Annotated in this window: 20 protein-coding genes and 1 riboswitch; of the genes, 8 read left to right on the top strand and 12 right to left on the bottom strand. The window is 63.8% G+C overall.

What is annotated here, in order from left to right:
• Window positions 1-163: 163 nt before the first annotated feature.
• Complete coding sequence (gene tlpA, locus ACFQ4G_RS17455; RefSeq protein ID WP_238208913.1) at window positions 164-802, bottom strand: thiol:disulfide interchange protein TlpA; 639 nt, start codon at window positions 800-802, stop codon at window positions 164-166.
• Window positions 803-856: 54 nt separating this feature from the next.
• Here tlpA and argH point away from each other — a divergent pair, with 54 nt between their 5' ends.
• From argH to ACFQ4G_RS17440, 3 genes are all read left to right on the top strand, one after another.
• Window positions 857-2,254: an argininosuccinate lyase gene (gene argH, locus ACFQ4G_RS17450; RefSeq protein WP_238208904.1), complete on the top strand. Its 1,398-nt coding sequence runs from the start codon at window positions 857-859 to the stop codon at window positions 2,252-2,254.
• A 92-nt stretch (window positions 2,255-2,346) separates the two neighbouring features.
• Complete coding sequence (locus ACFQ4G_RS17445; RefSeq protein WP_379040710.1) at window positions 2,347-2,694, top strand: hypothetical protein; 348 nt, start codon at window positions 2,347-2,349, stop codon at window positions 2,692-2,694.
• Between the two features lie 253 nt (window positions 2,695-2,947).
• Complete coding sequence (locus tag ACFQ4G_RS17440) at window positions 2,948-3,616, top strand: invasion associated locus b family protein (protein WP_238208912.1); 669 nt, start codon at window positions 2,948-2,950, stop codon at window positions 3,614-3,616.
• A gap of 45 nt (window positions 3,617-3,661) precedes the next feature.
• Here ACFQ4G_RS17440 and ACFQ4G_RS17435 read toward each other — a convergent pair whose 3' ends face one another.
• A complete protein-coding gene (locus ACFQ4G_RS17435; protein WP_238208911.1) occupies window positions 3,662-4,237 on the bottom strand; it encodes a sigma-70 family RNA polymerase sigma factor in 576 nt (191 codons plus the stop codon).
• The gene (locus tag ACFQ4G_RS17430; protein ID WP_238208902.1) at window positions 4,237-4,512 is read right to left on the bottom strand and encodes a NepR family anti-sigma factor; all 276 of its coding nucleotides are present in this window, start codon (window positions 4,510-4,512) and stop codon (window positions 4,237-4,239) included. Before ACFQ4G_RS17430 ends, ACFQ4G_RS17435 begins: the two co-directional genes overlap by 1 nt.
• A gap of 844 nt (window positions 4,513-5,356) precedes the next feature.
• On the opposite strand from ACFQ4G_RS17430, the gene ACFQ4G_RS17425 reads away from it, so the two are divergent.
• Window positions 5,357-8,539, top strand: a complete 3,183-nt coding sequence (locus ACFQ4G_RS17425; RefSeq protein ID WP_238208901.1) for a multicopper oxidase domain-containing protein — start codon at window positions 5,357-5,359, stop codon at window positions 8,537-8,539.
• Between the two features lie 110 nt (window positions 8,540-8,649).
• Here the strand turns inward: ACFQ4G_RS17425 and ACFQ4G_RS17420 are convergent, their stop codons facing one another.
• From ACFQ4G_RS17420 to ACFQ4G_RS17400, 5 genes are all read right to left on the bottom strand, one after another.
• Window positions 8,650-9,282 (bottom strand): thiamine phosphate synthase, encoded by a 633-nt coding sequence (locus ACFQ4G_RS17420; protein WP_238208900.1) that lies wholly within the window; start codon window positions 9,280-9,282, stop codon window positions 8,650-8,652.
• The gene (thiG, locus tag ACFQ4G_RS17415; protein ID WP_238208899.1) at window positions 9,279-10,073 is read right to left on the bottom strand and encodes a thiazole synthase; all 795 of its coding nucleotides are present in this window, start codon (window positions 10,071-10,073) and stop codon (window positions 9,279-9,281) included. Before thiG ends, ACFQ4G_RS17420 begins: the two co-directional genes overlap by 4 nt.
• Before the next feature lie 21 nt (window positions 10,074-10,094).
• On the bottom strand, window positions 10,095-10,307 hold the full coding sequence (gene thiS, locus ACFQ4G_RS17410; protein ID WP_238208898.1) for a sulfur carrier protein ThiS: 213 nt from the start codon (window positions 10,305-10,307) through the stop codon (window positions 10,095-10,097).
• On the bottom strand, window positions 10,304-11,524 hold the full coding sequence (gene thiO / locus ACFQ4G_RS17405; protein ID WP_379040706.1) for a glycine oxidase ThiO: 1,221 nt from the start codon (window positions 11,522-11,524) through the stop codon (window positions 10,304-10,306). Before thiO ends, thiS begins: the two co-directional genes overlap by 4 nt.
• Before the next feature lie 74 nt (window positions 11,525-11,598).
• A riboswitch (TPP riboswitch) is annotated at window positions 11,599-11,729 on the bottom strand.
• Window positions 11,730-11,793: 64 nt separating this feature from the next.
• Complete coding sequence (locus tag ACFQ4G_RS17400; RefSeq protein WP_238208909.1) at window positions 11,794-13,044, bottom strand: adenylate/guanylate cyclase domain-containing protein; 1,251 nt, start codon at window positions 13,042-13,044, stop codon at window positions 11,794-11,796.
• A gap of 165 nt (window positions 13,045-13,209) precedes the next feature.
• Between ACFQ4G_RS17400 and ACFQ4G_RS17395 the strand changes: the two genes are divergently transcribed.
• Complete coding sequence (locus tag ACFQ4G_RS17395) at window positions 13,210-13,494, top strand: hypothetical protein (protein ID WP_238208897.1); 285 nt, start codon at window positions 13,210-13,212, stop codon at window positions 13,492-13,494.
• Window positions 13,495-13,735: 241 nt separating this feature from the next.
• On the opposite strand, the gene rpoD is transcribed toward ACFQ4G_RS17395, so the two are convergent.
• The 3 genes from rpoD to ACFQ4G_RS17380 form a co-directional block, all read right to left on the bottom strand.
• The gene (rpoD, locus tag ACFQ4G_RS17390; protein WP_238208896.1) at window positions 13,736-15,736 is read right to left on the bottom strand and encodes an RNA polymerase sigma factor RpoD; all 2,001 of its coding nucleotides are present in this window, start codon (window positions 15,734-15,736) and stop codon (window positions 13,736-13,738) included.
• A 200-nt stretch (window positions 15,737-15,936) separates the two neighbouring features.
• Window positions 15,937-17,856, bottom strand: a complete 1,920-nt coding sequence (dnaG, locus tag ACFQ4G_RS17385) for a DNA primase (protein WP_238208895.1) — start codon at window positions 17,854-17,856, stop codon at window positions 15,937-15,939.
• 93 nt (window positions 17,857-17,949) lie between these two features.
• The gene (locus tag ACFQ4G_RS17380; protein WP_238208894.1) at window positions 17,950-18,411 is read right to left on the bottom strand and encodes a GatB/YqeY domain-containing protein; all 462 of its coding nucleotides are present in this window, start codon (window positions 18,409-18,411) and stop codon (window positions 17,950-17,952) included.
• A 219-nt stretch (window positions 18,412-18,630) separates the two neighbouring features.
• Between ACFQ4G_RS17380 and carA the strand changes: the two genes are divergently transcribed.
• Window positions 18,631-19,869, top strand: coding sequence for a glutamine-hydrolyzing carbamoyl-phosphate synthase small subunit (gene carA / locus ACFQ4G_RS17375; RefSeq protein WP_238208893.1), 1,239 nt, complete (start codon window positions 18,631-18,633; stop codon window positions 19,867-19,869).
• Window positions 19,870-20,071: 202 nt separating this feature from the next.
• Window positions 20,072-20,449, top strand: coding sequence for a hypothetical protein (locus ACFQ4G_RS17370; RefSeq protein WP_238208892.1), 378 nt, complete (start codon window positions 20,072-20,074; stop codon window positions 20,447-20,449).
• Between the two features lie 52 nt (window positions 20,450-20,501).
• Here ACFQ4G_RS17370 and ACFQ4G_RS17365 read toward each other — a convergent pair whose 3' ends face one another.
• Window positions 20,502-20,942 (bottom strand): pseudoazurin, encoded by a 441-nt coding sequence (locus tag ACFQ4G_RS17365; protein WP_238208891.1) that lies wholly within the window; start codon window positions 20,940-20,942, stop codon window positions 20,502-20,504.
• 319 nt (window positions 20,943-21,261) lie between these two features.
• On the opposite strand from ACFQ4G_RS17365, the gene carB reads away from it, so the two are divergent.
• Window positions 21,262-24,747: a carbamoyl-phosphate synthase large subunit gene (gene carB / locus ACFQ4G_RS17360; protein WP_238208890.1), complete on the top strand. Its 3,486-nt coding sequence runs from the start codon at window positions 21,262-21,264 to the stop codon at window positions 24,745-24,747.
• The last annotated feature ends 49 nt before the right edge of the window (window positions 24,748-24,796 follow it).

Here is a 24,796-nt window from a genome sequence, read left to right as displayed (position 1 = left end):
AGGCCCGCCCCGGCCTGTCCATTCGGCGCAAAAGAAACAGGGCCGGATGGTCCGACGCCTTCGCCAGGACCATCATCGCTCAAATGCGATAGCCCTGAAGCGCGTGCCTCACTGATTGACCTCTGTGCGGGCGGCAGACCACCCTCGCCTTACGCGGCTCAGTTCAGTCCGGCTTCAGAGCGGTCTGGATCAGCCGTTTGGCATCCTCGCTGGCCCAATCAGCAGGCCCCTTCATGATTCCGAGGATGCAGCCCTTGGCATTCACGAGCATTGTTGTGGGAAGCCCTAGCGATCCGGTCGCCTTCTGGATCGCCGGCAGTACCCGCCCGCCGGGATCGGCATAATAGGAAAGGCTCGCGATGCCATTATCCTTCAACCATTGCGGCGGCTTATCGAGGTTGCGTGTATCGACATTGATCGCGGCGACGGTGAAGTCCTTGCCCCCAAAAATCGCTTCGAGCCTGTCGAGCGCGGGCATTTCCGCTTTGCATGGCGCACACCACGTCGCCCATAGGTTCACCAGCACGAGGCGCCCTCGCAACTGAGCCAGGGTATGGTCGATGCCGTCCGGCCCCTTGAATACAAGATCCGGCGCCGGTCGTGGCGCTCGGACGACCTCCATGGCCGCTACCTCGCCACGAGCGAGGGGTTCGATGCGGGTGATCGTCTCCACCGCATCGCGGCACAGTTCTGCGATCTTCTCGCTGTTGCCGCCTGTCGGACGCGTCCCGTATACGGCGAGACCGCCCGCGATCAGGGCTACGACGGCTCCGGCAGCCAGGGTCGCCTTGGCTCCGGGCATCATCGTTGCGTCGCCCGACGAGTGGATGGGGCGACCGAGAGGAACAGTGTCGACATGAGCAACCGGATGTGGGGCGGGCGCTTCGCGAGCGGCCCCGCCGAGATCATGGAGGAGATCAACGCCTCTATCGGATTCGACAAACGCCTCGCACCCCAGGACATCCGCGGCTCGCTGGCGCATGTGGCAATGCTCGGCAAGGCCGGCATCTTGCCATCGGCCGATGTGGCCACGATCGAGGATGGCCTCAAGGCCGTGCGCGAAGAAATCGAGGGCGGCGGGTTCGTGTTCAAGCGCGAACTCGAAGACATCCACATGTCCGTTGAGAGCCGTCTCACCGAAATCGTCGGGACCGCCGCCGGGCGTCTGCATACGGCACGTTCGCGCAACGATCAGGTCGCCACTGACATGAAGCTCTGGGTGCGCGACACCCTGGACAGCCTCGACGCCCAGGCTGCCGACCTGCAGCAGGCGCTCGCCGAAAAGGCGCTGCAGCACGCAGCCACGGTGATGCCGGGCTTCACTCACCTTCAATCCGCGCAGCCCGTCACGTTCGGGCACCATTGTCTCGCCTACGTGGAGATGCTTGCCCGCGACAGGGGGCGTTTCCGCGATGCCCGCGCACGGCTCAACGAATGCCCGCTCGGTGCCGCGGCGCTCGCCGGTACCTCCTTCCCCATCGACCGTCACGCCACGGCCGAAGCCCTCGGCTTCGACCGGCCGACCGCGAACTCCCTCGATTCCGTGGCCGATCGCGACTTCGCCCTGGAAGCCTTGGCCGCCGCCTCGATCTGCGCCGTCCATCTCTCGCGGTTTGCCGAGGAACTGGTGGTCTGGACCTCCGCTCAGTTCAACTTCGTCAAGCTGTCCGACGGCTACACGACGGGCTCGTCGATCATGCCGCAGAAGCGCAACCCGGATGCCGCCGAACTCGTGCGCGCCAAGTCCGGCCGCGTCATCGGCGCGCTGACCGGCCTGCTCATCGTGATGAAGGGCCTGCCGCTCGCCTATTCGAAGGACATGCAGGAGGACAAGGAGGGCACGTTCGACGCGCTCCAGGCACTCTCCTTGTGCCTCGCGGCGATGACCGGCATGGTCCGCGATCTAGAGCCCAATGCCGACGTGCTCGCCCGCGCCGCCGGCTCGGGCTACGCCACCGCCACGGACCTCGCCGATTGGCTGGTGCGCGAACTGGGCCTGCCGTTCCGCGAGGCGCACCACGTCACCGGCCGCCTCGTAGGCGCCGCCTCCGCCAAGGGGATCGGACTGGAGGAACTGTCGCTATTGGAGATGCAAGAGGCGGAGCCGCGGATCACCGATACGGTCTATGCGGTGCTGGGCGTGGAGAACTCGGTCTCCAGTCGCACCAGCTATGGCGGCACCGCGCCGGACAACGTCCGGACGCAGGCCACGCGCTGGTTGGCGCTGCTCAAGGCGCCTTCCGCGTCGGCGTGATTCACAGGGCGACAAAAAAGCTCGGCCGGAGCGGGTGCGTTCACGGCCTAGCTATGTGATCCTTCGTAAAGCTCGGACCAAGCACTCCGGAGATGCCGATGCCCGTCGAGAGTTGGATGAAACCCGAAGACACGGCTGCCTTTGCGGCACAAGCCATGACCCAGATCGATTCCGTCCTTTCCCGCCTGCCGGAAACGGACAGGATGGCGTTCTGGGCGTCGATCCGCAAATGCTACAACACGCCATATAACGACCCGAAGCCCCGAGTTCTGTCCGTCCCCGACGTGATGGAAGCTTCGGCCACCACGGCGCATTCAGCGACCTCCATCACCGATCTACCGGTGACCGACATCGCTGCCGCCGAGCGTCCCCAGTTCGATATGACGATGGGCGCCATCCTTGGCAGATCGCCCCTCTGGCTTGAAGCGCACCCACCCTGATCTGGGTCGAGCACATGGCCGCACGAAAGGGTTGCCGACGCTCGACATCCCACGCCTAGGATGCCCCCAGGACACAATGCCGATCTGTCGATTCAATACAGAGGTCTCGGATGCCTGGATATCCCGCCGCAATTCCGGACAATTTGGCAGCATTTGTCGAGACCATGGCGAACGCTGCCGATCCGCTCGTCGTAGAGGCGGTCTGCTGCGATCGCCTAGCGGCGGCCATTCCGTATTCGAGAACCTCAACACGATGCTGAATCCTATCCGCCGCTGCCTCTTCCTTGCCGCCACGGCCGCTTTCCTGTCGATCTTCGGTCCGGCACCGGGTACCGGAATCTCGCTGGCCCAAGCGCAGCAGGATCTAGGCGCCGAGCAGGATTCCACGGCCAAGGCCAAGGGACGCGGACGAGAGAAGAAGAAGGCGCTCAGCGCGCCGGGTATGCAGCAAGCGACGCCGGTGGCGATCTTCGGAGATTGGAACGTCTTCGCCAATGGTCAGGGCAAGGCTCGCACCTGCTATGCCATCGCCCAGCCTCAGGCCCGCTCACCCAAGACGCTGAAGCGCGACACCGCCTACCTGTTCGTGACAATCCGCAAGAGCGACAACGTACAAAACGAAGTAGCCGTGATGTTCGGCTTTCCGCCCAAACCGGCGGCCAGCCAAGGCAAGGCCGCTGCAAGCGCAGCGGCATCCGATCCGAGCCTGAACCTTGGAACTTCGCAATACGGCTTAGTGGTAAAGGACGAGAACGCTTGGCTGCAGAACCCGTCAGAGGAAGCCCGCCTCGTCGGCGAGATGGCGAAGGTCGCCAAGCTGCAGGTCAAGACAACGTCCATGCGTGGAAACCCCACCAACGACGAATACGCGCTGGCGGGGTTCGGTGAGGCGATGAAGCGCGCGCGCGAGGAATGCAAGTAAAGCCCTCCAGTCGATGGGACTGAGCCGGCCTTAGCGACAAGCTTTTCAAAGGCTGCCGAGTGCCGCCCGCGTGAAAGCGTCGGCTCCGATATCATCGGTGCCGTTCATACCCAACGTCTCGATCAGTCGGCCACGAGCACGGCTCACACGGCTCTTCATAGTGCCGACAGCAACGCCGCATATCTCGGCGGCCTCCTCGTAAGTGAAGCTTTGCGCTCCCACTAGGACGAGGGCCTCACGCTGGCTCAAGGGCAAGAGGTCGAGAGCGGCTTGGAACTCCCGCATCTCCACGCGGATCTCCTGTTCGGGCAGACTGGTCAGCCGTTCGGCATGGACTCCGTCGGCATCCTCCACCTCGCGCTTACGCTTGCGCTGCTCGGAATAGAACAGATTCCGCAGGATGGTGAACAGCCAGGCGGTGAGGTTCGTGCCGCGCGCGAAACTATCCGCCTTGGTCCAAGCCCGGACAAGCGTGTCCTGAACGAGGTCGTCGCTGCGGTCGAGATCGTAAGTCAGCGAGTACGCAAAGGCCCTGAGGGCTGGGATCGCGCCGAGCAGCAGGTCGCGCATCTCGGCATCGGCGCCCGAAGGCGTTCCGACGGGACGAAGGACTGCAGTCATCATGAGGTCTCCAGCGAGGCAGGCTGATCCGAAAGTTCGGCGAGGAGAGCCTCGAACCGGTCCGGCAGTGGCAAATCCAAGACGTTGCCGTAGAGGATGCGGAGGTTCCGTCCGATCCGGCGCCGGGTCTCCCTGTCCATGCCGCTTCGCGTGCCGCCCGTGGATAAGCCGGCATCAGACCTCGGTCCGGCGCGCGACGCTTGAATCCCGGAAGCCGGGTTTGCCGCATTCTCGGCTTCGGAAGGACTGTGGGTATCGCTGGCGTCGATCGTCATGGCTCTCCACCGCTATGTCGGCGTCGGTGCTAGCGGCGAGCGATTTAACGCGTTCTGAAAGACGTATTCAGGAACCCTTAATCCGATAAATGCAGTGCCTTCCAAGAAATCAGAAATATCGATTCTCGCTCGCCATGATCCCGGTGAGATCAAGCTGAGCCATTGAACATGCCTACATCTCAGAAGATGGACGGCACCTGAACGATGACGCATGTCTTGGAGCGACGGCGAAGCCGCTGAAGAATGCTAAGGCGACGAGATGACTGCGGTCTGCAGAACGCGGCGAATGAGGGCAAGACCTCGCCGAGCCGCCTGAGGCCCTGGAAGGTCAGATCCGACGCCACTCGAGTTCTCTCTAAAAGCCCGTGTTCAGGCCGCCCGCACCGTGTTGAGGAAGCGGGTTACCTCGGCGCCGATATACGCGGACTGGCACGAGAGCTCGGATGCGGAAGACAGGACCTGAAAGGCTGCGAAGCCGGTCTCTTCGGCAGCGTCGGCGATATCGAGACAACGAAAACTTGGCCGCCACCGATCGGTCGTGGAGAAGCCACACGCCCCGTTCAACCGCCCGCCGGCCCGAAGCTTCGATGGTTAAGACAGCCAGCATGGACGATACTGGTACGGATCGGTCGTATGGACTGTCGCATCCTGGAGAACGGCCCGGGCCAGCTCTTCCACATCACGGCCACGCTTTCTGGCTACCCAGACCAGCGACGATGCTCTAATTTGCTACCGTTCGACTGGGGAATGCAAGCGAGACGAGCGTCGGCATTATGAGGTCGCACACTCGACGGGTGTCACGACACTCGGCAGCGACGGTTATTCCCATCCTGCGAGGAAACTCATGATTCAGGCTCCCGCCAGCTCGCATTGGCAGACGGAACCGCTGCGCGCCCTCATTGCCGCTCTCGTTGTTGCCAGCGCTGCCATGATCTGCATGATCACCCGCGTCGCCGCACAAGGGCCGGGGATCACGTCACCTGAGTTTCGCGAGCCGGTGACGCTGGCAACGAAGGACGGTGTGCTCGAAGTCCGGCTCACGGCGCGTCAGGGGCGGGTCGCCCTCGATACGGCTGCGAAGCCGGTCGAGAACTTTCTGTTGTTCGACTACGAACTCATCAGGGGTACCGGCTCGAACGGCGCGAAAGACGGCAAAGGGCTGTTTCCGGCGCCGACCCTGCAAGTATATCCGGGCGAGCGCCTCATCGTCCATCTCGACAATGCGCTGAGCGGCCTGACCATCGCCGACTATTTCAGCCCGCAATACACGGCCAAGGGCGGTGATGTCCCGCTCTACCCGATGCAGCTTAGGGACTCGCCGCTAAACCTACACGTCCACGGCGTCCACATCAGTCCGAAGGGCAATTCCGACAACGTCATGCTGTACATACCGGCAGGCATGTCGAATACTTACACCTACGATGTGCCGCGGGACATGCCGCAGGGCGCCTACTGGTACCACAGTCACCTGCACAGCCTGACGTCGCCTCAAGCCTATATGGGCCTTGCCGGCCTCCTCGCGATCGGACGCACCGACGGCAATCTGCCCGCGGTGACGCAGAACCGGATTCCGATCCGAAATATGCTGCTGCAATACAATTTCGTCTTCGACCGAGGGGGGCCCGCGCCGCAACTCAACAACGCCAACTGGCCGCAATACGTGAGTACCATCGTGCCACCCAAGGCCGATGAACTTGCCAAGGGCACCTATCGCCCGATCCTGGCGCCCGTGAACTTCGCCGCCGCTCCGGCCGGCTCGAAATTTCCTACCGGATGGTATTCCGGCCCTCTCTCGATCCGTAACGACCGTGGCCTGCTGCAGGCCATCCCGAGCAACCTGCAGCGCTTCACCGCCAGCGACGGGCGCACCGCTCTCGACCTGCCGGCGAATCCCGCACTGCCGGACCGCGAGCGCGACGTCCAGTTCACGGTCAACGGACAGTTCCAGCCGATGATCCGCAGCAAGGCCGGTCAGACCGAGATCTGGGTTCTCGCGAATATCAGCGACTTCGCCTACATCAACGTCCAGCTGACCGAGACTGCGACCGGCCGGCATCCGCAGATCGCGATCGTCGGCCATGACGGAAATCCGGCGGGAGAAGTACACTACCCACCCACCGAGAACGGCACACAGCTGCTGATCCCACCGGCGAGCCGCTTCGCCATCGCGGTGACGCTGCCTACCGAAGGCGATCTTGTGCTCGAGATGCCCCCGCGCGGCGGCGGTGCCAGGACCATCTCACAGCCCGGCATCCTCTACACCAGTAATGGCACCTCGAACCCGACGGCGGTGCTCGGCAGCCTCAGCGTGCAGCCCTCTGCAGTGAGCTATGTCGACGGCTTCTTCGCTTTCCCGACCCAGAAGCTGGCGACCGCGAGCCCTGCCAGCACCGGCGGCACCACGATCGCCTTCGCAGAGGGACAGAAGCTAGGCGCCTACACCTCCTTCGTGGACCTCACCGACGCCACGCCAGACGTGACGCGCAAGATCCTGATCTCCGGAGGATTTCTCAACGACAAAGCGACGGTCAGCGACCCCAAATCCTTCGTCTACGCCTTCGACGCCGCGGCCTTTCCCAACATGCCGCTGATCCAGCCCCGGCTCGGCTCCGTGGAGGAATGGCGCTTCGTCAATCACAACAACGACGAGCATCCGATCCACGTCCACGTGAACGATTTCCAGGTCATCGACTATTACGACCCCACCACCGGACTGCGCACCGGACCCGACCGTTTCGGCGTCGACAACGCCAATGCGCCGGCTCCGACCATGCAGATCGACGAGAGTGTCATCGAGCCGGGCATCCTCACCATCCGCTCACGGTTCGACACCTATGACGGCCTGTTCGTCATGCATTGCCACCGCCTCAATCATGAGGACAACGGGCTGATGGCGCTGATCAACGTCATCCCGGCAATCTCAAGCTACGCTGTCGTCGTGCCCGGCACTAGCGGCAGACCAACCGAGGTCCGTGTGCTCGACGGCGCGGACAACCGACTCATGGCAACACTCACGCCCTTCCCCGGCTACGAGGGGAGCCTGAGCGTCGCCATGGGCGATATCGACGGAAACGGCGTGCTCGACCTCCTCGTCGGCTCGGGTCAGGGGCTAGCCCCGGAGGTGATCGTCTATTCGGGGGAGGCGAGGCCCGGCAAGACCGCCTTCGCAACGGAATTGACGCGTTTCCCGGTCTTCGAGCCAGCGGCGCGCGGCGGCATCAGCGTGGCGGCAACGCAGGTGGACGGGACGACCGCCGATAATATCGTCGTCGGCTCCGGTCCCGGGGCGCAGAGCGCCGTGCGCGTCTACGGCACGGCACTGCCAACGCCGGGTACCGCTCCCAAACTGTTCGCGAGCTTTAGCCCTTATCCAAGCGACACCGCGGGCGTCAGCCTCGCCACCGGCTTCGTCGACTTCTCCACCGGGCGCAACAGCATCGTCACCGCACCTGGCCCTGGCACACCGACCGAAGTCAAGGTGTTCGCCTTCCCGCTCCTCAAACCGATCGCCGGAGCCACGCCGGCAGGCCATGCAGATATGCATGGCGCCAGCATCGACACGCCAGTGAACACCGCGCGATTCAGCCCATTCGGGCCTGCCTACAAAGGCGGCGTCTCGCTCGCGACCGGGTGGCTCGCCGGTGCCCTCGGCGGAGCGAAGCGCATCGTCGTCGGCCAACTCGCTGGGGACGGCACCGTAAAGGTATTCTCCAGCGGCTCGGCCTTGGATGGCGGTCCGGACATGTACCTTCATAGCCCGACCGAACACGGACACGGTGCTCACTTCCGCGAGATCGCCAGCCTCAGCCCGTTTGGCACGTCCGGCGCCGTCCATGTCGCGGCGACGAGCACAACCATGGGAGCGAACCTGCTGGTGGGCGGTGCAGGCACTTCGGGGACCGACGCACGCGTGCTCAAATTCGAGTTCGTCCGCTCGGGCACCGATGCATCGCGTCTGGAAGCGCGCGCCTTGGGAGAAGCCGTATCACTGTCTGGAGCACCCGCCGTGATCCTGGGTGGCGACTGAGTGCATGCTCCGGCATCAAGTCCCGGATACTGCATCGGGGACGATGCTCCATGCTTTCGCTCCTTACGGCGTCTTTCGGACCAGCGGCAGGCCTATTCCGAAGCGACGGCTCAGCTTCGATCATTCCACGCGTCGAGATGGGCGCGCACCGCCGATCGCGTATCGTCTGCCCTCATCACCCCTCCCATCACGGCGACCCCGGCAAATCCGGCCTCGCGGCAGGCGGCAGTGTTTAGAGGGGTGATACCGCCGAGAGCGAGAACCGGGATTTTCTGATCCCGGCAGGATCGCAGGACCTGCGGGCCAAGGGCGGGACCGTATCCCGGTTTGCTCAGCGTCGGGAAGATCGGGCTCAGAGTGGCGTAATTTACGCCAGCCGCCTCCGCCCGATGGATATCGTGCGGCGAATGGGCCGAAATCCCGAGAGTGCATCCGGCTGGAAGATCCCTCCGTGCCGCGTCGATATCCCGAGCCGTGGCACCCCCGCCGAGATGGATGCCGTCGGCACCGATGGCACAAGCCAGCGCCACGTCCCCGCCAATGACGAGCCGAGCACCGGCTTCGCGCACTGGTCCCAATATGTCTTCAGCGAGAGATCGCCGCTCGACCGTTGCAAGGTCACGATCCCTGAACCAGATCCAACGCGCGCCGCCGAAGAGAGCCGCCTCGATCCGTTCGACCAGCGGGCGAGGACTGCCCGTCCTATCCGTCACCACGAGGAGCTGCGACGGAGCGGGCGTCACGAACCGACGAGGCCGAGTTGAGGACTCGATGGCTCGGCGCGGCTACGTTTGGGGATGCGGCCGGCGAGATGAGCGAGACGGCCGGCCTCGACGGCATGGCGCATGGCGCGGGCCATGCGGACGGGATTGTCGGCCTTGGCGACGGCGGTGTTGAGAAGGCAGCCGGCCGCGCCGAGTTCCATCGCCACGACGGCGTCGGAAGCGGTTCCGATTCCGGCATCGACGATGACCGGTACGCCGGCGCGTCGACAGATCAGTTCCAGATTGGCGGGATTGGCGACCCCCATCCCCGAGCCGATGAGCGAGCCCATCGGCATCACTGCCGCACAACCGATATCGGCGAGGCGTTGGCAGATGACGGGATCATCGTTGCAATAGGGCAGCACAGTGAAACCGTCATCGACGAGGTGACGGCAGGCTTCCAGCAACTCGGAAACGTCCGGATAGAGCGTTTCCCGATCACCGATCACCTCGACCTTGATCCAGGTCGTATCGAGCGCCTCCCGTGCCAGTTCCGCCGTCATGATCGCGTCTCGGGCGGTCTCGCATCCCGCGGTATTGGGCAGGAAGCGGTAGCCCTTCAGGCGCCGCACGGTGTCGGAGCCATGGCCCTGAAGCGAGACCCGGCGGATCGAAGCGGTGACGATCTCGGCGCCGGACGCCTCCACGGCATCGACCATGATGCTCTGCGTCGGATACCCGGCCGTGCCGATGAAGAGGCGTGAACTCAACGTGACGCCGGCGATGACCAAAGCATCCTCGGCGGTGGCTTCGATCTTGTGACCGTTCATGATCTCGATTCCTCGATGATTCTAGCCGCCCTGCATGGCGCGCACGATCTCGATCCTGTCGCCCTCGGCGACAGGCGTGGTGTCCCAGTCGCGGCGACGGATGACCGTGCCGTTCAGCGCGATGGCGATGCCCTGCGGGCTTTCGATTCCTGCTTCCCCCGCCTCGATCCGGAAGAGCGCGGACAGATCGGCTGCCTCGATCTCCCGCGGCTTTCCGTTGATGGTGAGCCTCATGCGAAGGCCCTCCTCTCGGTCCGAGCCGGCCGCTGAAACCGACCGAAGCCGAAACCGCCCGCGAAATACGGTAGTGCACCGATGGTGACGAGGGCGACAACGGCATCCGCGGTGGCGGGGGCCAGGAGGTAGCCGTTGCGATGGTGGCCGGTAGCGGCAACGAGGCCCGGGGCTAGCGTATCGATAATCGGCGCATCGTCGTCGGAGGTTGGCCGAAAGCCGCTCCAGACCGCTTCGACCTCCATTTCTTCGATACCTGGCAGGATGCGGCGCGCACCTTCCAGGAGGGCGTAGAGGCCGCCCGCGGTGACCCCTGGAACGAAGCCACAATCCTCCACCGTCGCGCCGACAATGATATGACCATCGGCTTTCGGTGCCATATGGACCTGCTCGGTCCAGACCATATGCGAGAGACTGCCCGTTCGGACCGTGGTCTTCAGTGCCAGTGATTGACCGCGAAGAGGTCGGACAGGCAGAGCAAGCTCGTCCGGGAGAAGCCCCGCTTCGCCGCTCCACGCACCGGCGGCCAGGATCACGGTTCCGGCAGCCACAAGCCCGCGAGGCGTGATGACACCGCGGACGCCGCCGCTCTCCCAATCGAGGGCCTCGACCGGACAATGCTCGACGATGATCACACCGGCAGCCTGTGCTGCACGGGCGAGCGCTGCCATGACCAGGCGCGGATCGACCTGATGATCTCCGGCGCAGAACACCCCAGCGGTAACCGAGGGACGCAGGGCGGGCTCCCGGGCGCGCACCTCCGCCCCCGAAAGCCAGCGCGCGGATAGGCCCGACTTGATCTGCAGGTCGTGCCGGAAGCGCAGGCGATCCACTTCGTCGCGGCCGATCGCCAGGACCAGGGTCCCGTCTTCGCGATAATCGATACCGATGCCGGAGGCCGCTTCGAGTTCGTCGCGAAAGCGCGGCCACCGCGCCAGGCTCTCGAGCGCAAGTGGCAGCAGAGGATCGGAGCCCGGCTCGTGTTCGGCGGCGGGCGCCAGCATACCTGTAGCAGCGAGACTCGCCCCGGCACCGACGGTATCGCGCTCGATCACCGTAACGGAAAACCCGGCCTCGGCCAGACGCCAAGCCGAGGACAGCCCGATCAATCCGGCGCCGACCACGATGACGTCGCTGCGCGCGGGAATCGCACCATGTTCGATAACGATGCCGGCGGTTCGGCGCGAGCCGATCGTTGATATGGCTGAGACGTCCAAGAGGAACCTCCGCGTGATCCGCAGAGATTGGTGTCCTTCAGCTTCTGATCCGAAGCATGTCGGGCTTCTTTGATGAAAAACCCGCGGTCCAATCCCTACGCCGGTATGAGCCGGTTCAGGTTCAAAGGATTTCCGCGCCGCCCGGCCTCTCGGTCCAAGCTCATCGGTTTCTCAGCCCCTTGACGGGGATCTCCCTGGAACAGGCCTGATGTGGGCAAGGATGCGACCGCGGTCAATCCCCTACACGTCGCAAGAAGTCCGGACCGGTATCAAAGCGCTGCAGGTGTCCGACCGGGCCGATAGACGCCCATCGGTTCGGCGAACCCATCCAGGGCATGCTCACCAAGCGATTCCGACTCGTCCCAAAGAAAATCGACGAAAGGCTTCGACATGAGGAGAGGCTCGCCGAGCGTCTTGTTGAGGCGGGCGAGGCGGCTCGCGAGATTCACGTCGCGGCCGATGACGGTGAAATCGAGCCGCGCGCCGGAACCGACATTGCCGTAAGCCGCCTCGCCGTGATGAAGGGCGATGCCCGCCACGACCGGCTTTGCGAAACGGCCGATGGCATTCGCTTCGTCGAGTGCGGCCAGAGCGGTGCGAGCGGCGATGAGAGCGCCCTTCGCAGCGCCACCCAGGTCGTCGCCGCGCTCGCGAAAGATCGCAAGGAGCCCATCACCGAGATATTTGAGCACCTCGCCGCCTTCGCGCTCCACTGCTGGTACGAGACAATCGAAGAAGATGTTGAGAAGATCGACGGCCTCTTCCGGCGTCATGTTCGCGGAAATCTGGGTGTAGTCGCGCATGTCGGCGAATAGGATCGCTGACCGGATCCGTTTGACCTGACCACGGCGGATATCGCCGGACAGAATCGCCCTGTGCGGCTCATCGCCGACATAGATACGCAGGACCTGATCCAGCGTCTTATTGACGATCCGCATCTCCATCACCGCCGCCAGAGTCGGCATGACGAAGCGCAAAATAGCGATGTCCTCGTCCCGAAATCCATTGGACGCGCGGGTCGCGAAGGTGATGCCGTTGCGCGTGCCGTTGGTGAAGAACAGCGGTGCGACGATGTAGTGGGTGTAGCCCTCGGCCTTCAGTTCCGGAATGATCGAGTAATGCAGATCCATCGGCTCCGTTAGGTCGACGATGAGCCACTCGCCGGTCTCGTGAACGGTGAAGAAGGGGCTCTCCTGATAAGCCTTGTCGGAGGCGTCGCCATGCGGGAACAGGCGGACCGTCGATCCTGTCTCACGCGTCCAGAAACGGCCGACGCCGGAATACTCAGAATGCAACGTATCGATGGCGGTCGATGCCCGATCGACGGGTACGCCGAGACCGTTCAGTCGTTCAGACATTCCCGCGAGCAGGCCGTCCGCTTGCGGAAGGCGGGCGCCTTCGCTCAGGAGCCAGTCCCGCAGAGCCACGCAGTCCTGCAATGCGCCGAACGGAACGTCGTTGGCCTCCGACCCGTCTGCATCGGCAGTGGGCGGAGGGTGAGGCGGACCGAGTTCGAGCATAACGCCAAGGTGGGTCGGAGAGAGACGGGCGGCAACGGGCGCCGCCAAAATCGTGACGATTTCTGAAGCGAAACGCAGCTGAAAGCGTGCCATGCTGAATTAAAATTTTCCAGTATGGGCCTTCTACGAAGCTAAAGTCCCTCCGAGACATAGAGTATCCCCATCGTGTCCGTCACCACGCTGATCGGTCTGGCCATCCCTGCGACAGCACAATCCCGGCGCGAGCGTCCGCCGGCCGCGCATACGAACCTGCAGGCTTTGGCCGATCCGGAAATATCCAGCCTGCCGCCGACCACATCCGGCCACGCCGAATCGAACGAGGCTCATATCCGGCGACAAGCATCCTTCGACAAACGCATCGATCAGCGTGGCGAGAGGGCGAATCGCGTCTCTGTGCAACGGCTGTTCGATAGATGCTCCTTGATCGGCAGGGGAGATGTCGCGGAATAATAGTCGGAAAAGCGGACGGGTCCTGCCTGATGCTGAGAGCATCTATTTTGGCTCTCGTGGATTCGACCCTTCGAGAGCGGGCGACGAATAGGATTTCGATACGAAGCACAGCAGTCCGTTTCGAGCCCGTGCAAACCCGGATTCGGTGAAAATGTCCCAAACGACAATGGCGCACCTCTGGGTGCGCCATTGTCGTCTTCGATGGAATGTCGGCCGTCCCTAACTGCGGACCACACGGTGCTCAGTTGTCGAGGAAACTCCGGAGCTTCCGCGATCGGCTCGGATGCTTCAGCTTTCTCAGTGCCTTCGCCTCGATCTGACGGATACGCTCACGGGTCACCGAGAACTGCTGTCCGACCTCTTCGAGCGTGTGATCGGTGTTCATGCCGATGCCGAAGCGCATGCGAAGCACGCGCTCTTCGCGTGGCGTGAGCGAGGCCAGCACGCGAGTCGTGGTCTCGCGCAGGTTCGACTGGATCGCCGCATCGATTGGCAAAACGACGTTCTTGTCCTCAATGAAGTCGCCGAGATGCGAATCCTCCTCGTCACCGATGGGCGTCTCCAGGGAAATCGGCTCCTTGGCGATCTTCAGGACTTTACGGACTTTCTCCAGCGGCATCGCTAGTTTCTCGGCCAATTCCTCCGGGGTCGGCTCACGACCTATCTCGTGCAGCATCTGGCGCGAGGTGCGGACGATCTTGTTGATCGTCTCGATCATATGCACTGGGATACGGATCGTCCGGGCCTGATCGGCGATCGACCGGGTGATCGCCTGTCTGATCCACCACGTGGCGTAGGTCGAGAACTTGTAACCGCGACGATACTCGAACTTATCGACGGCCTTCATCAGGCCGATATTGCCTTCCTGGATCAGGTCAAGGAACTGCAGGCCGCGGTTGGTATATTTCTTGGCGATCGAGATCACGAGGCGGAGATTGGCCTCGATCATCTCCTTCTTGGCCTGACGGGCTTCGCGCTCGCCCTTCTGGACCATGTTGACGATCTTGCGGTACTCGCCGATCTCGAGACCGGTCTCGGAGGCGAGCGTCAAGATCTGCTCGCGGAGGTCGGCGACCTGCTTGGCACCCTTCTCGACGAGATTCTTCCAACCCTTGCCGCCAAGCGTACCGACGCGCTCCATCCAGTTCGGATCGAGCTCCCATCCCTGATAATGCCGAAGGAAGTCGTCGCGGGCGACGCCATGGCTCTCGGCATAGCGCATCAGGCGGCCTTCATGGCTGATCAGGCGCTTGTTGATGTCGTAGAGTTGCTCGACCAGTGCCTCAATGCGGTTCGAGTTCAGCGACAGCGACTTGACGTCGGCGACGACGGTGTCCTTCAGGTCGGACTGCTTCTGGCTCTGAGCCGAGCTCTGCTTACCGCCCCCAGCCTTCAGGTCCGCGTGCTCGTTCTGGAGCTTGCGCAACTTCTTGTAGTTATTGGCGATATTGTCGAACGTCTCGAGAACGCGCGGCTTGATCTCGGCTTCCATCGCCGCGAGCGAGACGTTGTTCTCCATGTCGTCTTCGTCGTCGCCACCCTCGGCCGGGATCGGCGCTTCGGCCTCAGAGTCGTCGCCCTCCTCACCCTCGGTGAGCTGGGGGGCGTTCTTCGCGTCCGGCCCGGCATAGGTCGCTTCGAGATCGATGATGTCGCGCAGGAGCACACGCCCGTCCACGAGCTCATCTCGCCAGATGATGATGGCCTGGAAGGTCAGTGGACTCTCACAGAGCCCCGCGATCATCGCCTCACGACCGGCCTCGATGCGTTTGGCGATCGCGATCTCGCCCTCGCGGGATAGAAGCTCAACCGAGCCCATCTCACGCAGATACATGCGCACCGGATCGTCGGTGCGATCGGTCGGCTCCTTGGCGGTCGTCTCGCGCACGGCCAACGGCTTGGCGGGAGCGATCTCGGCGACTTCCGTACCCTCGGCAGCATCATCGTCGTCGGAGGCTTCGCCATTGGCGGGTTTGTCGCCGCCAGCATCCTCGGTCTCTTCCGCCTCGACGACGTTGATGCCCATCTCGGAGAGTTGCGACAGCACATCCTCGAGCTGGTCCGGATCGGACTGGCCCTCTGGCAGCACCTCGTTGATTTCCTCGTAGGTGATGTAGCCACGCTTCTTGGCGAGCTTCACCATCCGCTTGACCGAGGCATCCGTCAGATCGAGGAGCGGTCCGTCGGTCTGTTGCTCCGGAGCAGCATCCGTGTCGTCCCGTTCCGTTGCCTTCGTCGCCATGTTCCGCCTATTGATGTCCTGGTCGCGTTGAGCGGGAGCGTTCGGCTCACTCCGCGTCGTCCACGCTTCCATTCTAAGTGATGTGCGGCGCGCACGAAGCGACCGCGTCGATATCTCATATGTCGGTCTACAAGCCAGACGCTTGACCAACTGTTAACCATGCGCCGCGAAAGGCGCTCCAAATCTCAGTTCGTCGCGGACTACGAAGCCGCCGTATCGTCTGATTCCGGCACGTCGGCGTCAGCCTCTGCCCCTGCGATCACGGCCATACGTTCCTTGACGTCACATAGCCAAGCAAAGTTGGCCTCGGACTCATCCTCGACCAATGCTCTCTCGGCAGAGCGAAGCTCGCTATTTAGCGCTCCAGATTTCCGGTGCAAGATCACGGCCTGACGCAATGCGTCTTCCAGACGCATCCGATCGGCATGCGGATCGAGCGTCCAGCGATCTCCTGGCCTGACATGGGATGCCAGTCGCGCTGCTGCATCTTTGAGCCCTGCCCTGCTCAAGCGGCTCTCCAGAACCTCGACATCGGGCTGATCTGCATCGGCGGCCTGATCCAGCAACAGAGAGCGCAGCGCCTGCGCATCGGGATCGTCGAGTTTCAGCGCCGCCAGGTCCTCGGCTTCTATCCCCAACAATTCCGGGTGGGCCAGCAAACTCGAGACGATCATCGCCTCGCGATCCCGGAACATGGCGGTCCCGCCCGAATTCGTCGATCCCGCAAATAGCGGATTGAACTTCGTCGTGATTCGCGGCGATGGAGGCGGGTCGCCTAGCCTGGGGCGCCGCTGAAACGTCGAGGCGCTCCCGTTGCGTGGCTCGTAGTTGTTGCGCCGTGAACCGCCACCTCCGGGCGACAAGGCCCGCAGGCGCCCCTCTATTTCGTCCTTGTAGAAGCGACGCACCGTCTCGTCGCGGATCGAGGCGACCATCTCTCGCAGGCTCTTGGCGAGGCCGGCCTTGCGCTCCGGCGTGTCGATGGGCGTCGTCTCGGTGGCACGCGACCAGAGCACCTCGACGAGGGGTCGTGCCCCTTCGAGCACGCGGTCGATGGCAGAGGCGCCGGCGGAACGGAGAAGATCGTCGGGGTCCTGCCCTTCCGGCAGGATCGCGAAGCGAAGCGACTTGCCGGGCGTCAGTCCCGGCAGAGCCACGTCGAGCGCCTTGAAGGCCGCACGTTGGCCGGCCCCGTCCCCGTCGAAACACAGGATCGGCTCGTCGGCGTTGCGCCAGAGCAGAGCCAATTGTTCCTCTGTCAGCGCGGTGCCGAGACCGGCCACCGCATTCGGGTGCCCGGCCATGGTCATGGCGATGACGTCGACATAGCCCTCCACCGCGATGATCGTCCCGCGATCATGGGCGGCCTTGCGGGCGCCGTGCAGGTTGTAGAGCACGTGCCCTTTGTGAAAGAGCGGCGTCTCCGGCGAGTTCATATACTTCGCCTTGGCATCGGCCTGCATCGCGCGACCGCCGAACGCGATCACCCGGCCCCGGCTGTCGGTGATGGGAAACATCACGCGGTCGCGAAATTTATCGAACGGCACGGCGATGTCGTCGCCGCTGACCAACAGGCCGAGTTCGGCCATCAGCTCCTTGTCTACGTCCTTCGCGGCGAGATGGTCGCGCAGGCCGTAACGCTCGGACGTGGCGTAGCCGAGCCGGAACCGCGCGCGAATCTCGGGACCTAGGCTGCGCCGGTCGAGATAGGCGCGGGCGCTTGTGCCGAGGCGGCCCTTGAGCTGGTCTTCGTAGTAGGCGGCGGCAAGTTCCATTACCTCGAAGGCACCGGTGCGCTTTGTCTCCATCTCGCGCGTATCGGCACTGGGCGTGGGCAGGGTCACACCTGCTTCGCCCGCCAGTCGCTCGACCGCCTCAGGGAAGCTCAGCCCCTCGGTCTCCATCAGGAACGTGAAGACGTCGCCATTCTTGCCGGAGGAGAAGCAGAAATAGGCCTGCTTCTGATCGTTGACATAGAAGGACGGCGTCTTCTCAGAATTGAACGGCGACAGGCCGCGCCATTCGCGGCCAGCCTTTTTCAGCCGAACCCGCCGCCCGACCACGTCGGAGGCGGGAAGCCGCGCCCTGATCTCTTCGAGGATGTGGGGTGGGTAACGCACGGGACGACCAGACCTTTGCAGGCCAGCATTCTAGCCGACCGCGTTTAAGGAGTCCCGAACGCTTCGACGCACCGCGCCTTCACGCCTTTGAGGTCAAGACTTGGCGTTCAGCACGTCCTTCACCAGTCCGCTCGCCTTGCCGAAATCCATCCGGCCGGCGAATTTGCCCTTCAGGGCGGCGATGACCTTGCCCATATCCTTCGGGCCGGCCGCACCGGTTTCCTCGACGGCCGCTTCGATCGCGGCCCTGGTCTCGGCCTCATCCATCTGCTGTGGCAGATAGCTTGCGATGATGGCGGCCTCGGCCCGCTCGTTCTCGGCGAGTTCGGGCCGGCCGCCCTGGTCGTAGACGCCGGCCGATTCGTTGCGCTGCTTGATCATCTTCTGCAGCAGCGCGAGGATTTCCTCTTCGGAGGCCGGCTCCTTGCCGAGGCCGCGCGCCTCGATGTCCTTGTCCTTCAGTGCAGCCTGGATCATCCGCACGGTGGCGAGCTTGGCCTTGTCGCCGGCCTTCATAGCTTCCTTCATTTCGGTGGTGAGGCGGGCGCGTAACATTTGGTCGTCTCCTGAAAATCGTCTCGGTGGCTGGACTTGGCGCCCGGATGGTCTGCGAATTGCTGCTAGCAGCCGAACGGGGTGGTTGAGCCGGTCGATAACAGGAGCCACATTGACCCCATCACGGCCCGCTCGTTATGAGCGCCGCACAATGCGCCACCTGCACGCGCCGTCGCACCGGCGTCGATGGGTTGGCCGGACATAAGCGAGATCGCGACGATGCTGCAAGACGAAGGCGCCCAGGCGCAGCCATCCTCCACGCCCGCACACTGGGCGGAGCCCGTCGCCACCGCCCTCCTCGTACTGGCGGACGGAACTATCCTCGAAGGCTTCGGTATCGGCCAGACCGGCGCCGCCGACGGCGAGGTCTGCTTCAATACCGCGATGACCGGCTACCAGGAAATCCTGACCGACCCGTCCTATGCCGGCCAGATCGTCACCTTCACTTTCCCGCATATCGGCAATACGGGCACCAACGACGAAGATCTGGAGAGCCTCGACGCGGCCCCGGCCTCCGGCGTGCGCGGCGCGGTCATCGCCTCAGCCGTGACCAACCCGTCGAGCTGGCGCTCATCGAGCCATCTCGATGCATGGCTGAAGGCACGCGGCATCGTCGGCATCACCGGAATCGACACGCGGGCTCTGACCGCCCTTATCCGTGATCATGGCATGCCCAACGCCATCATCGCCAACGATCCAGACGGCCGATTCGACCGCGAGGCACTCAAGGTGCGCGCCGCCGCCCTCGTCCCAATGGAAGGGCTCGATCTCGTCCCGCCGGTCACGAGCCGCGAAAATTCCAACTGGTCGCAGACGACCTGGGCGGTGAAGAGCGGCTACGGCACGCGGCAGATCGGCGAAGGCCTCAAAGTCGTCGCCATCGATTACGGGGTTAAGCGCAACATCCTGCGCCTGCTCGCCCAAGCCGGCTGCGACGTGACCGTCGTACCTGCTACCACCTCGGCCGAAGAGATCATGGCGATGAAGCCAGACGGCGTCTTTCTGTCCAACGGGCCGGGCGATCCGGCCGCCACGGGCGAATACGCGGTCCCGGTGATCCGTGAACTCCTCGACCGGAAGGTGCCGACCTTCGGCATCTGCCTCGGACACCAGCTCATGGGTCTCGCGCTGGGCGGTCGCACGGTGAAGATGGCTCAAGGCCATCACGGCGCGAATCACCCGGTCAAGGACAAGACCACGGGTAAGGTCGAAATCGTGTCGATGAACCACGGCTTCGCCGTGGACCCGGCCAGCCTTCCGGTGACGGCGGTCGAAACGCATGTCTCGCTGTTCGATGGCTCGAATTGCGGCCTCACCCTCACCGACCGCCCGGCCTTTTCGGTGCAGCATCATCCGGAAGCCTCGCCGGGCCCGCGCGACAGCCACTATCTGTTTGAGCGTTTCGTGACGCTGATGCGCAGCGGCAAGGCCGAGATGGCCCCCACCACCGCCGCGTAGGGCCGTATCGCTCGCCTCGCCGGGCGCATTTTTGCGCCTTCCAACAAACTCCGGCGGATCGCCGCCGGAGCATTCGCGAAATGGTTCCCGCGCCCGTCACAAAAAACCCGACTTTGAGCTGCACTGCCCGAAGCCAGCGACGATCGGCACGATGACGCTGCCGCGACAATCGTCCTGCTGCTATGAGCACGGGGTTTTCCACATGACATTCGACGACGCGCGCGATGATTTCTCGCGCCTGCATCGGGTCTTCTCGTTCCATCTCGGCGTGGCCGTCGCCCTCGCTTGGATGACCGCCCTGTATTCGGCCTGCTACGCCCCCTGGGTCCGCAACATCCGCGCGCTCATCGACCCGGCCGGCGGCGCCCAGACCATCGAGAGCACCTGGTCCTTCCTGTTCGTGCTCCCCGTCGTCCTCACGATCGCCTGGCTCAGCCTATTCTTCGGCCGCGAGATCCTGCGCCGTTCGCAGACCCTGCCCAACGTCGCCCTCGAATTCGCCGCTGCCGCCGCCGTGGCCTTCGGCGTGTTCTATCTCTCCATCGATCGCGCGGTGGCCGCCCTCTATATCGGCCTCTGACGGCACCGCACGGGAAGTCGGAGGCGGCTTGGCGCCGCCTCCTCTCTATAAGTCACTGAACCTGGGCGAGCAGGGGCTCGAACCGCTTGGCGGCGAGCTTGTTGTGCGTCACCGCCTTCGCCGCTTCGAGGTTCTCCGGCTTGTCGCCGACCACCACCACGGCGACCATGCCCATAAGGTAATGCGGCGAGCACTTGATGCCGTAGACCCCGGGCTTGTCGAACTTGACGACCTCCTCCTTGCCCAGGACGGTCTTGAAGGTTTCCGCTCCCTCGGGCGCCATGCCCTTGATCAGCTCGGCATTGTGCCCCTTGTCCTGGGGGACGAACTTGATGCTGTCGCCCGGCGCCAACTTCACGAAGGCAGGGTCGAAGACCATCAGACCACCCGGCCCGCTGTTGAGGGTCTTCACGGCGATCTCGGCGGCGAAAGCGGCTGGGCCGGTGGCGATGCAAAGGGCCAGCGTGCCCACGAGCGTTCCTAGCTTTGTCATTCCCATCCTCGATTTAGTCTTGTTCGAGATCGACGAGGCGCCGATCGTCTTAATTACACGGCTCTGTCGAGGGTGCAATATTTCGCATCTTCTTAGATTTATAGTTATTATAGCCTGATTGTCCTTGGAGGCGGACCGGCGGCCGTCCGGGGCGGGCACAATCGTCGCCAAGCCTCTCGGCGCTCTTCCAAAACCCTCCCGCCGCGTGTAGACGCGAACCCTAACGATCATTCACGCCGCTCGCGTCCATATCCGGCCCGCTCCAGATTGTGGCGCCTTGGCTTGACGGACGCGCGCGTCCGTCAAGCCAAGGCGCCAGATGCCGAAACGCACCGACCTCTCCACGATCCTCATCATCGGTGCCGGTCCGATCGTGATCGGGCAGGCCTGCGAGTTCGACTATTCCGGGACGCAGGCCTGCAAGGCGCTGCGCGAGGAGGGTTACCGGATCGTGCTGGTCAATTCGAACCCGGCGACCATCATGACCGACCCGGACATGGCGGATGCGACCTATGTCGAGCCGATCACGCCGGAGATCGTCGCCAAGATCATCGAGAAGGAGCGCCATGTCCTTCCCGGCGGCTTCGCCCTGCTGCCAACCATGGGCGGCCAGACGGCCTTGAACTGCGCCCTTTCGCTCAAGAAGCTGGGCATACTCGAAAAATTCGACGTCCAGATGATCGGCGCCACGGCCGAGGCCATCGACAAGGCCGAGGATCGGCAATTGTTTCGCGACGCGATGACCAAGATCGGCCTGGAAACGCCGAAATCGGCTGTGGCCAACGCGTCCGCCGCCAAGAAGGTGGATCGCGAAAAGTACCTCGCCGAGATCGCCCGGATCGAGACCTCCACCGAGGAGACCGCCCGCCCGGCCGCCCTCGCCGCGTTCGAGAAGAAGTGGCATGCGGGCGAATCCGACCGGCGCAAGCGCTACGGCGAGCATGCCATCGGGCAGGCCCTGATCGCGCTCGCTGAAGTCGGCCTCCCGGCGATCATCCGGCCCTCCTTCACCATGGGCGGCACCGGCGGCGGCATCGCCTACAACCGGGAAGAATTCCTCGACATCGTCGAGCGCGGCATCGACGCTTCGCCGACCAACGAGGTCCTGATCGAGGAGAGCGTTCTCGGCTGGAAGGAATACGAGATGGAGGTCGTTCGCGATAAAAACGACAACTGCATCATCGTCTGCTCCATCGAGAACATCGATCCGATGGGCGTCCATACCGGCGATTCCATCACTGTGGCCCCGGCCCTGACGCTCACGGACAAAGAGTATCAGGTGATGCGCGACGCGTCGCTCGCGGTGCTGCGGGAGATCGGCGTGGAGACCGGCGGCTCGAACGTACAGTTCGCCATCGACCCGGCTACAGGCCGAATGATCGTCATCGAGATGAACCCGCGCGTCTCGCGCTCGTCCGCTCTGGCCTCCAAGGCAACGGGCTTCCCCATCGCCAAGGTCGCTGCCAAACTCGCCGTGGGCTATACCCTCGACGAGATCGCCAACGACATCACCGGAGGCGCGACCCCGGCTTCGTTCGAGCCGACCATCGACTACGTCGTCACCAAGATCCCGCGCTTCGCCTTCGAGAAGTTCCCGGGCGCCGAGCCGACGCTCACCACGGCGATGAAATCGGTGGGCGAGGCCATGGCCATCGGCCGATGCTTTGCCGAATCGCTGCAGAAGGCGTTGCGCTCACTGGAGACCGGCCTCACCGGCCTCGACGAGATCGAGATCGAGGGCCTCGGCAAGGGCGACGACCACAACGCGATCAAAGCCGCGCTCGGCACGCCGACCCCGGATCGCCTGCTGAAAGTGGGACAGGCACTCCGCCTCGGCGTCAGCCATGACGAGGTCCACGCCTCGTGCAAGATCGACCCGTGGTTCCTGGAGCAACTCCAGGCGATTATCGACCTTGAGAACCGGGTCAAGGCGCATGGCATCCCCACCACACCCGGCGCGCTGCGCCAGCTCAAGGCGGCGGGCTTCTCGGATGCCCGCCTCGCGGTGCTCGCCAAGACCGACGAGGACAGCGTCCGCGCCGCCCGCCGGGCACTGGGCGTCCGCCCGGTGTACAAGCGCATCGACACCTGCGCGGCCGAGTTCAAGGCGCCCACCGCCTACATGTACTCGACCTACGTGGCGCCCTTCGCCGGCACCGTGGTCGACGAGGCGCAGCCCACCGATGCCAAGAAGGTCATCATCCTCGGCGGCGGACCCAACCGCATCGGCCAGGGCATCGAGTTCGACTATTGCTGTTGTCACGCCTGCTTCGCCCTCACCGAGGCCGGCTACGAGACCATCATGGTCAATTGCAACCCGGAGACGGTCTCAACCGACTACGACACCTCCGACCGGCTCTATTTCGAGCCGCTGACGCAGGAGGACGTGCTCGAGATCATCGAGACCGAGCGGCAGGCCGGCACGCTGCACGGCGTCATCGTCCAGTTCGGCGGCCAGACCCCGCTGAAGCTCGCCCGCGCTCTCGAAGCGGCCGGCGTGCCGATCCTCGGCACCTCACCGGACGCCATCGACCTCGCCGAGGACCGCGACCAGTTCAAGCGCCTTCTCGACAAGCTCGGGATGAAGCAGCCGAAGAACGGCATCGCCTATTCCGTCGAGCAGAGCCGCCTCGTGGCCTCCGATCTCGGCCTGCCCTTCGTGGTGCGCCCGAGCTACGTGCTGGGCGGCCGCGCCATGGCGATCATCCGCGACGAGGTCCAGTTCGCCGACTACCTCCTCGACACTTTGCCGAGTCTGATACCGTCGGACGTGAAATCGCGCTACCCCAACGACAAGACCGGCCAGATCAACACGGTTCTTGGCAAAAATCCGCTTCTGTTCGACCGTTACTTGTCGGACGCCACCGAGATCGACGTCGACGCCATCTGCGACGGCAAGGACGTCTACATCGCCGGCATCATGGAGCACATCGAGGAGGCCGGCATCCATTCGGGCGACTCCGCCTGCTCGCTCCCGTCGCGTTCGCTCTCACCCGAGACCATTGCAGAGCTCGAGCGGCAGACGAAAGCCATGGCGCTCGCGCTCGGCGTCGGCGGTCTGATGAACGTTCAGTATGCGATCAAGGATGGCACGATCTACGTTCTGGAAGTGAACCCGCGGGCCTCGCGCACCGTCCCTTTCGTGGCCAAGGTCATCGGCGAGCCGATCGCCAAGATCGCTGCGCGGGTGATGGCCGGCGAGGCCCTGGCGAGCTTCAAACTCAAGCCGAAGGTGCTCGACCATATCGCGGTCAAGGAAGCGGTCTTCCCCTTCGCCCGATTCCCGGGCGTCGATGTTCTGCTCGGCCCCGAGATGCGCTCCACCGGCGAGGTCATCGGCCTCGACGGCAGCTTCGGTGTCGCCTTCGCCAAGAGCCAGCTCGGCTCCGGCACGCAGGTCCCGAAGAGCGGTGCGGTGTTCGTCTCCGTTCGCGATGCCGACAAGGCCCGTATTCTGCCGGCGATCCGGCAATTGTCCGAGGCCGGCTTCACGATCGTCGCCACCGGAGGAACGCAGCGCTACCTCGTCGAGAACGGCGTGCCGACCGAGCGCGTGAACAAGGTGCTCGAGGGCCGGCCGCACGTGGTCGATTCGATCAAGAACGGCGACATCCAACTGGTGTTCAACACCACCGAGGGCGCAGGCGCGCTGTCGGACTCGCGGTCCCTACGGCGGGCGGCCCTCTTGCATAAAGTGCCGTACTATACCACTCTAGCCGGAGCGATGGCGGCGGCAGAGGGGATCAAGGCCTATCTTGAGGGCGACCTCCAAGTCCGCGCTTTGCAGGAATACTTCGCAGCCTAACATTTGATGTGGCATCCGTCTTGAACGGGCACATCAAGTGACGAGGCTT

Source organism: Methylobacterium marchantiae, assembly GCF_042679825.1.
Taxonomy (GTDB): Bacteria; Pseudomonadota; Alphaproteobacteria; order Rhizobiales; family Beijerinckiaceae; genus Methylobacterium; species Methylobacterium marchantiae.
Note: the sequence above shows the minus strand (reverse complement) of the source record. Positions and strands in the feature narration are given on the sequence as shown.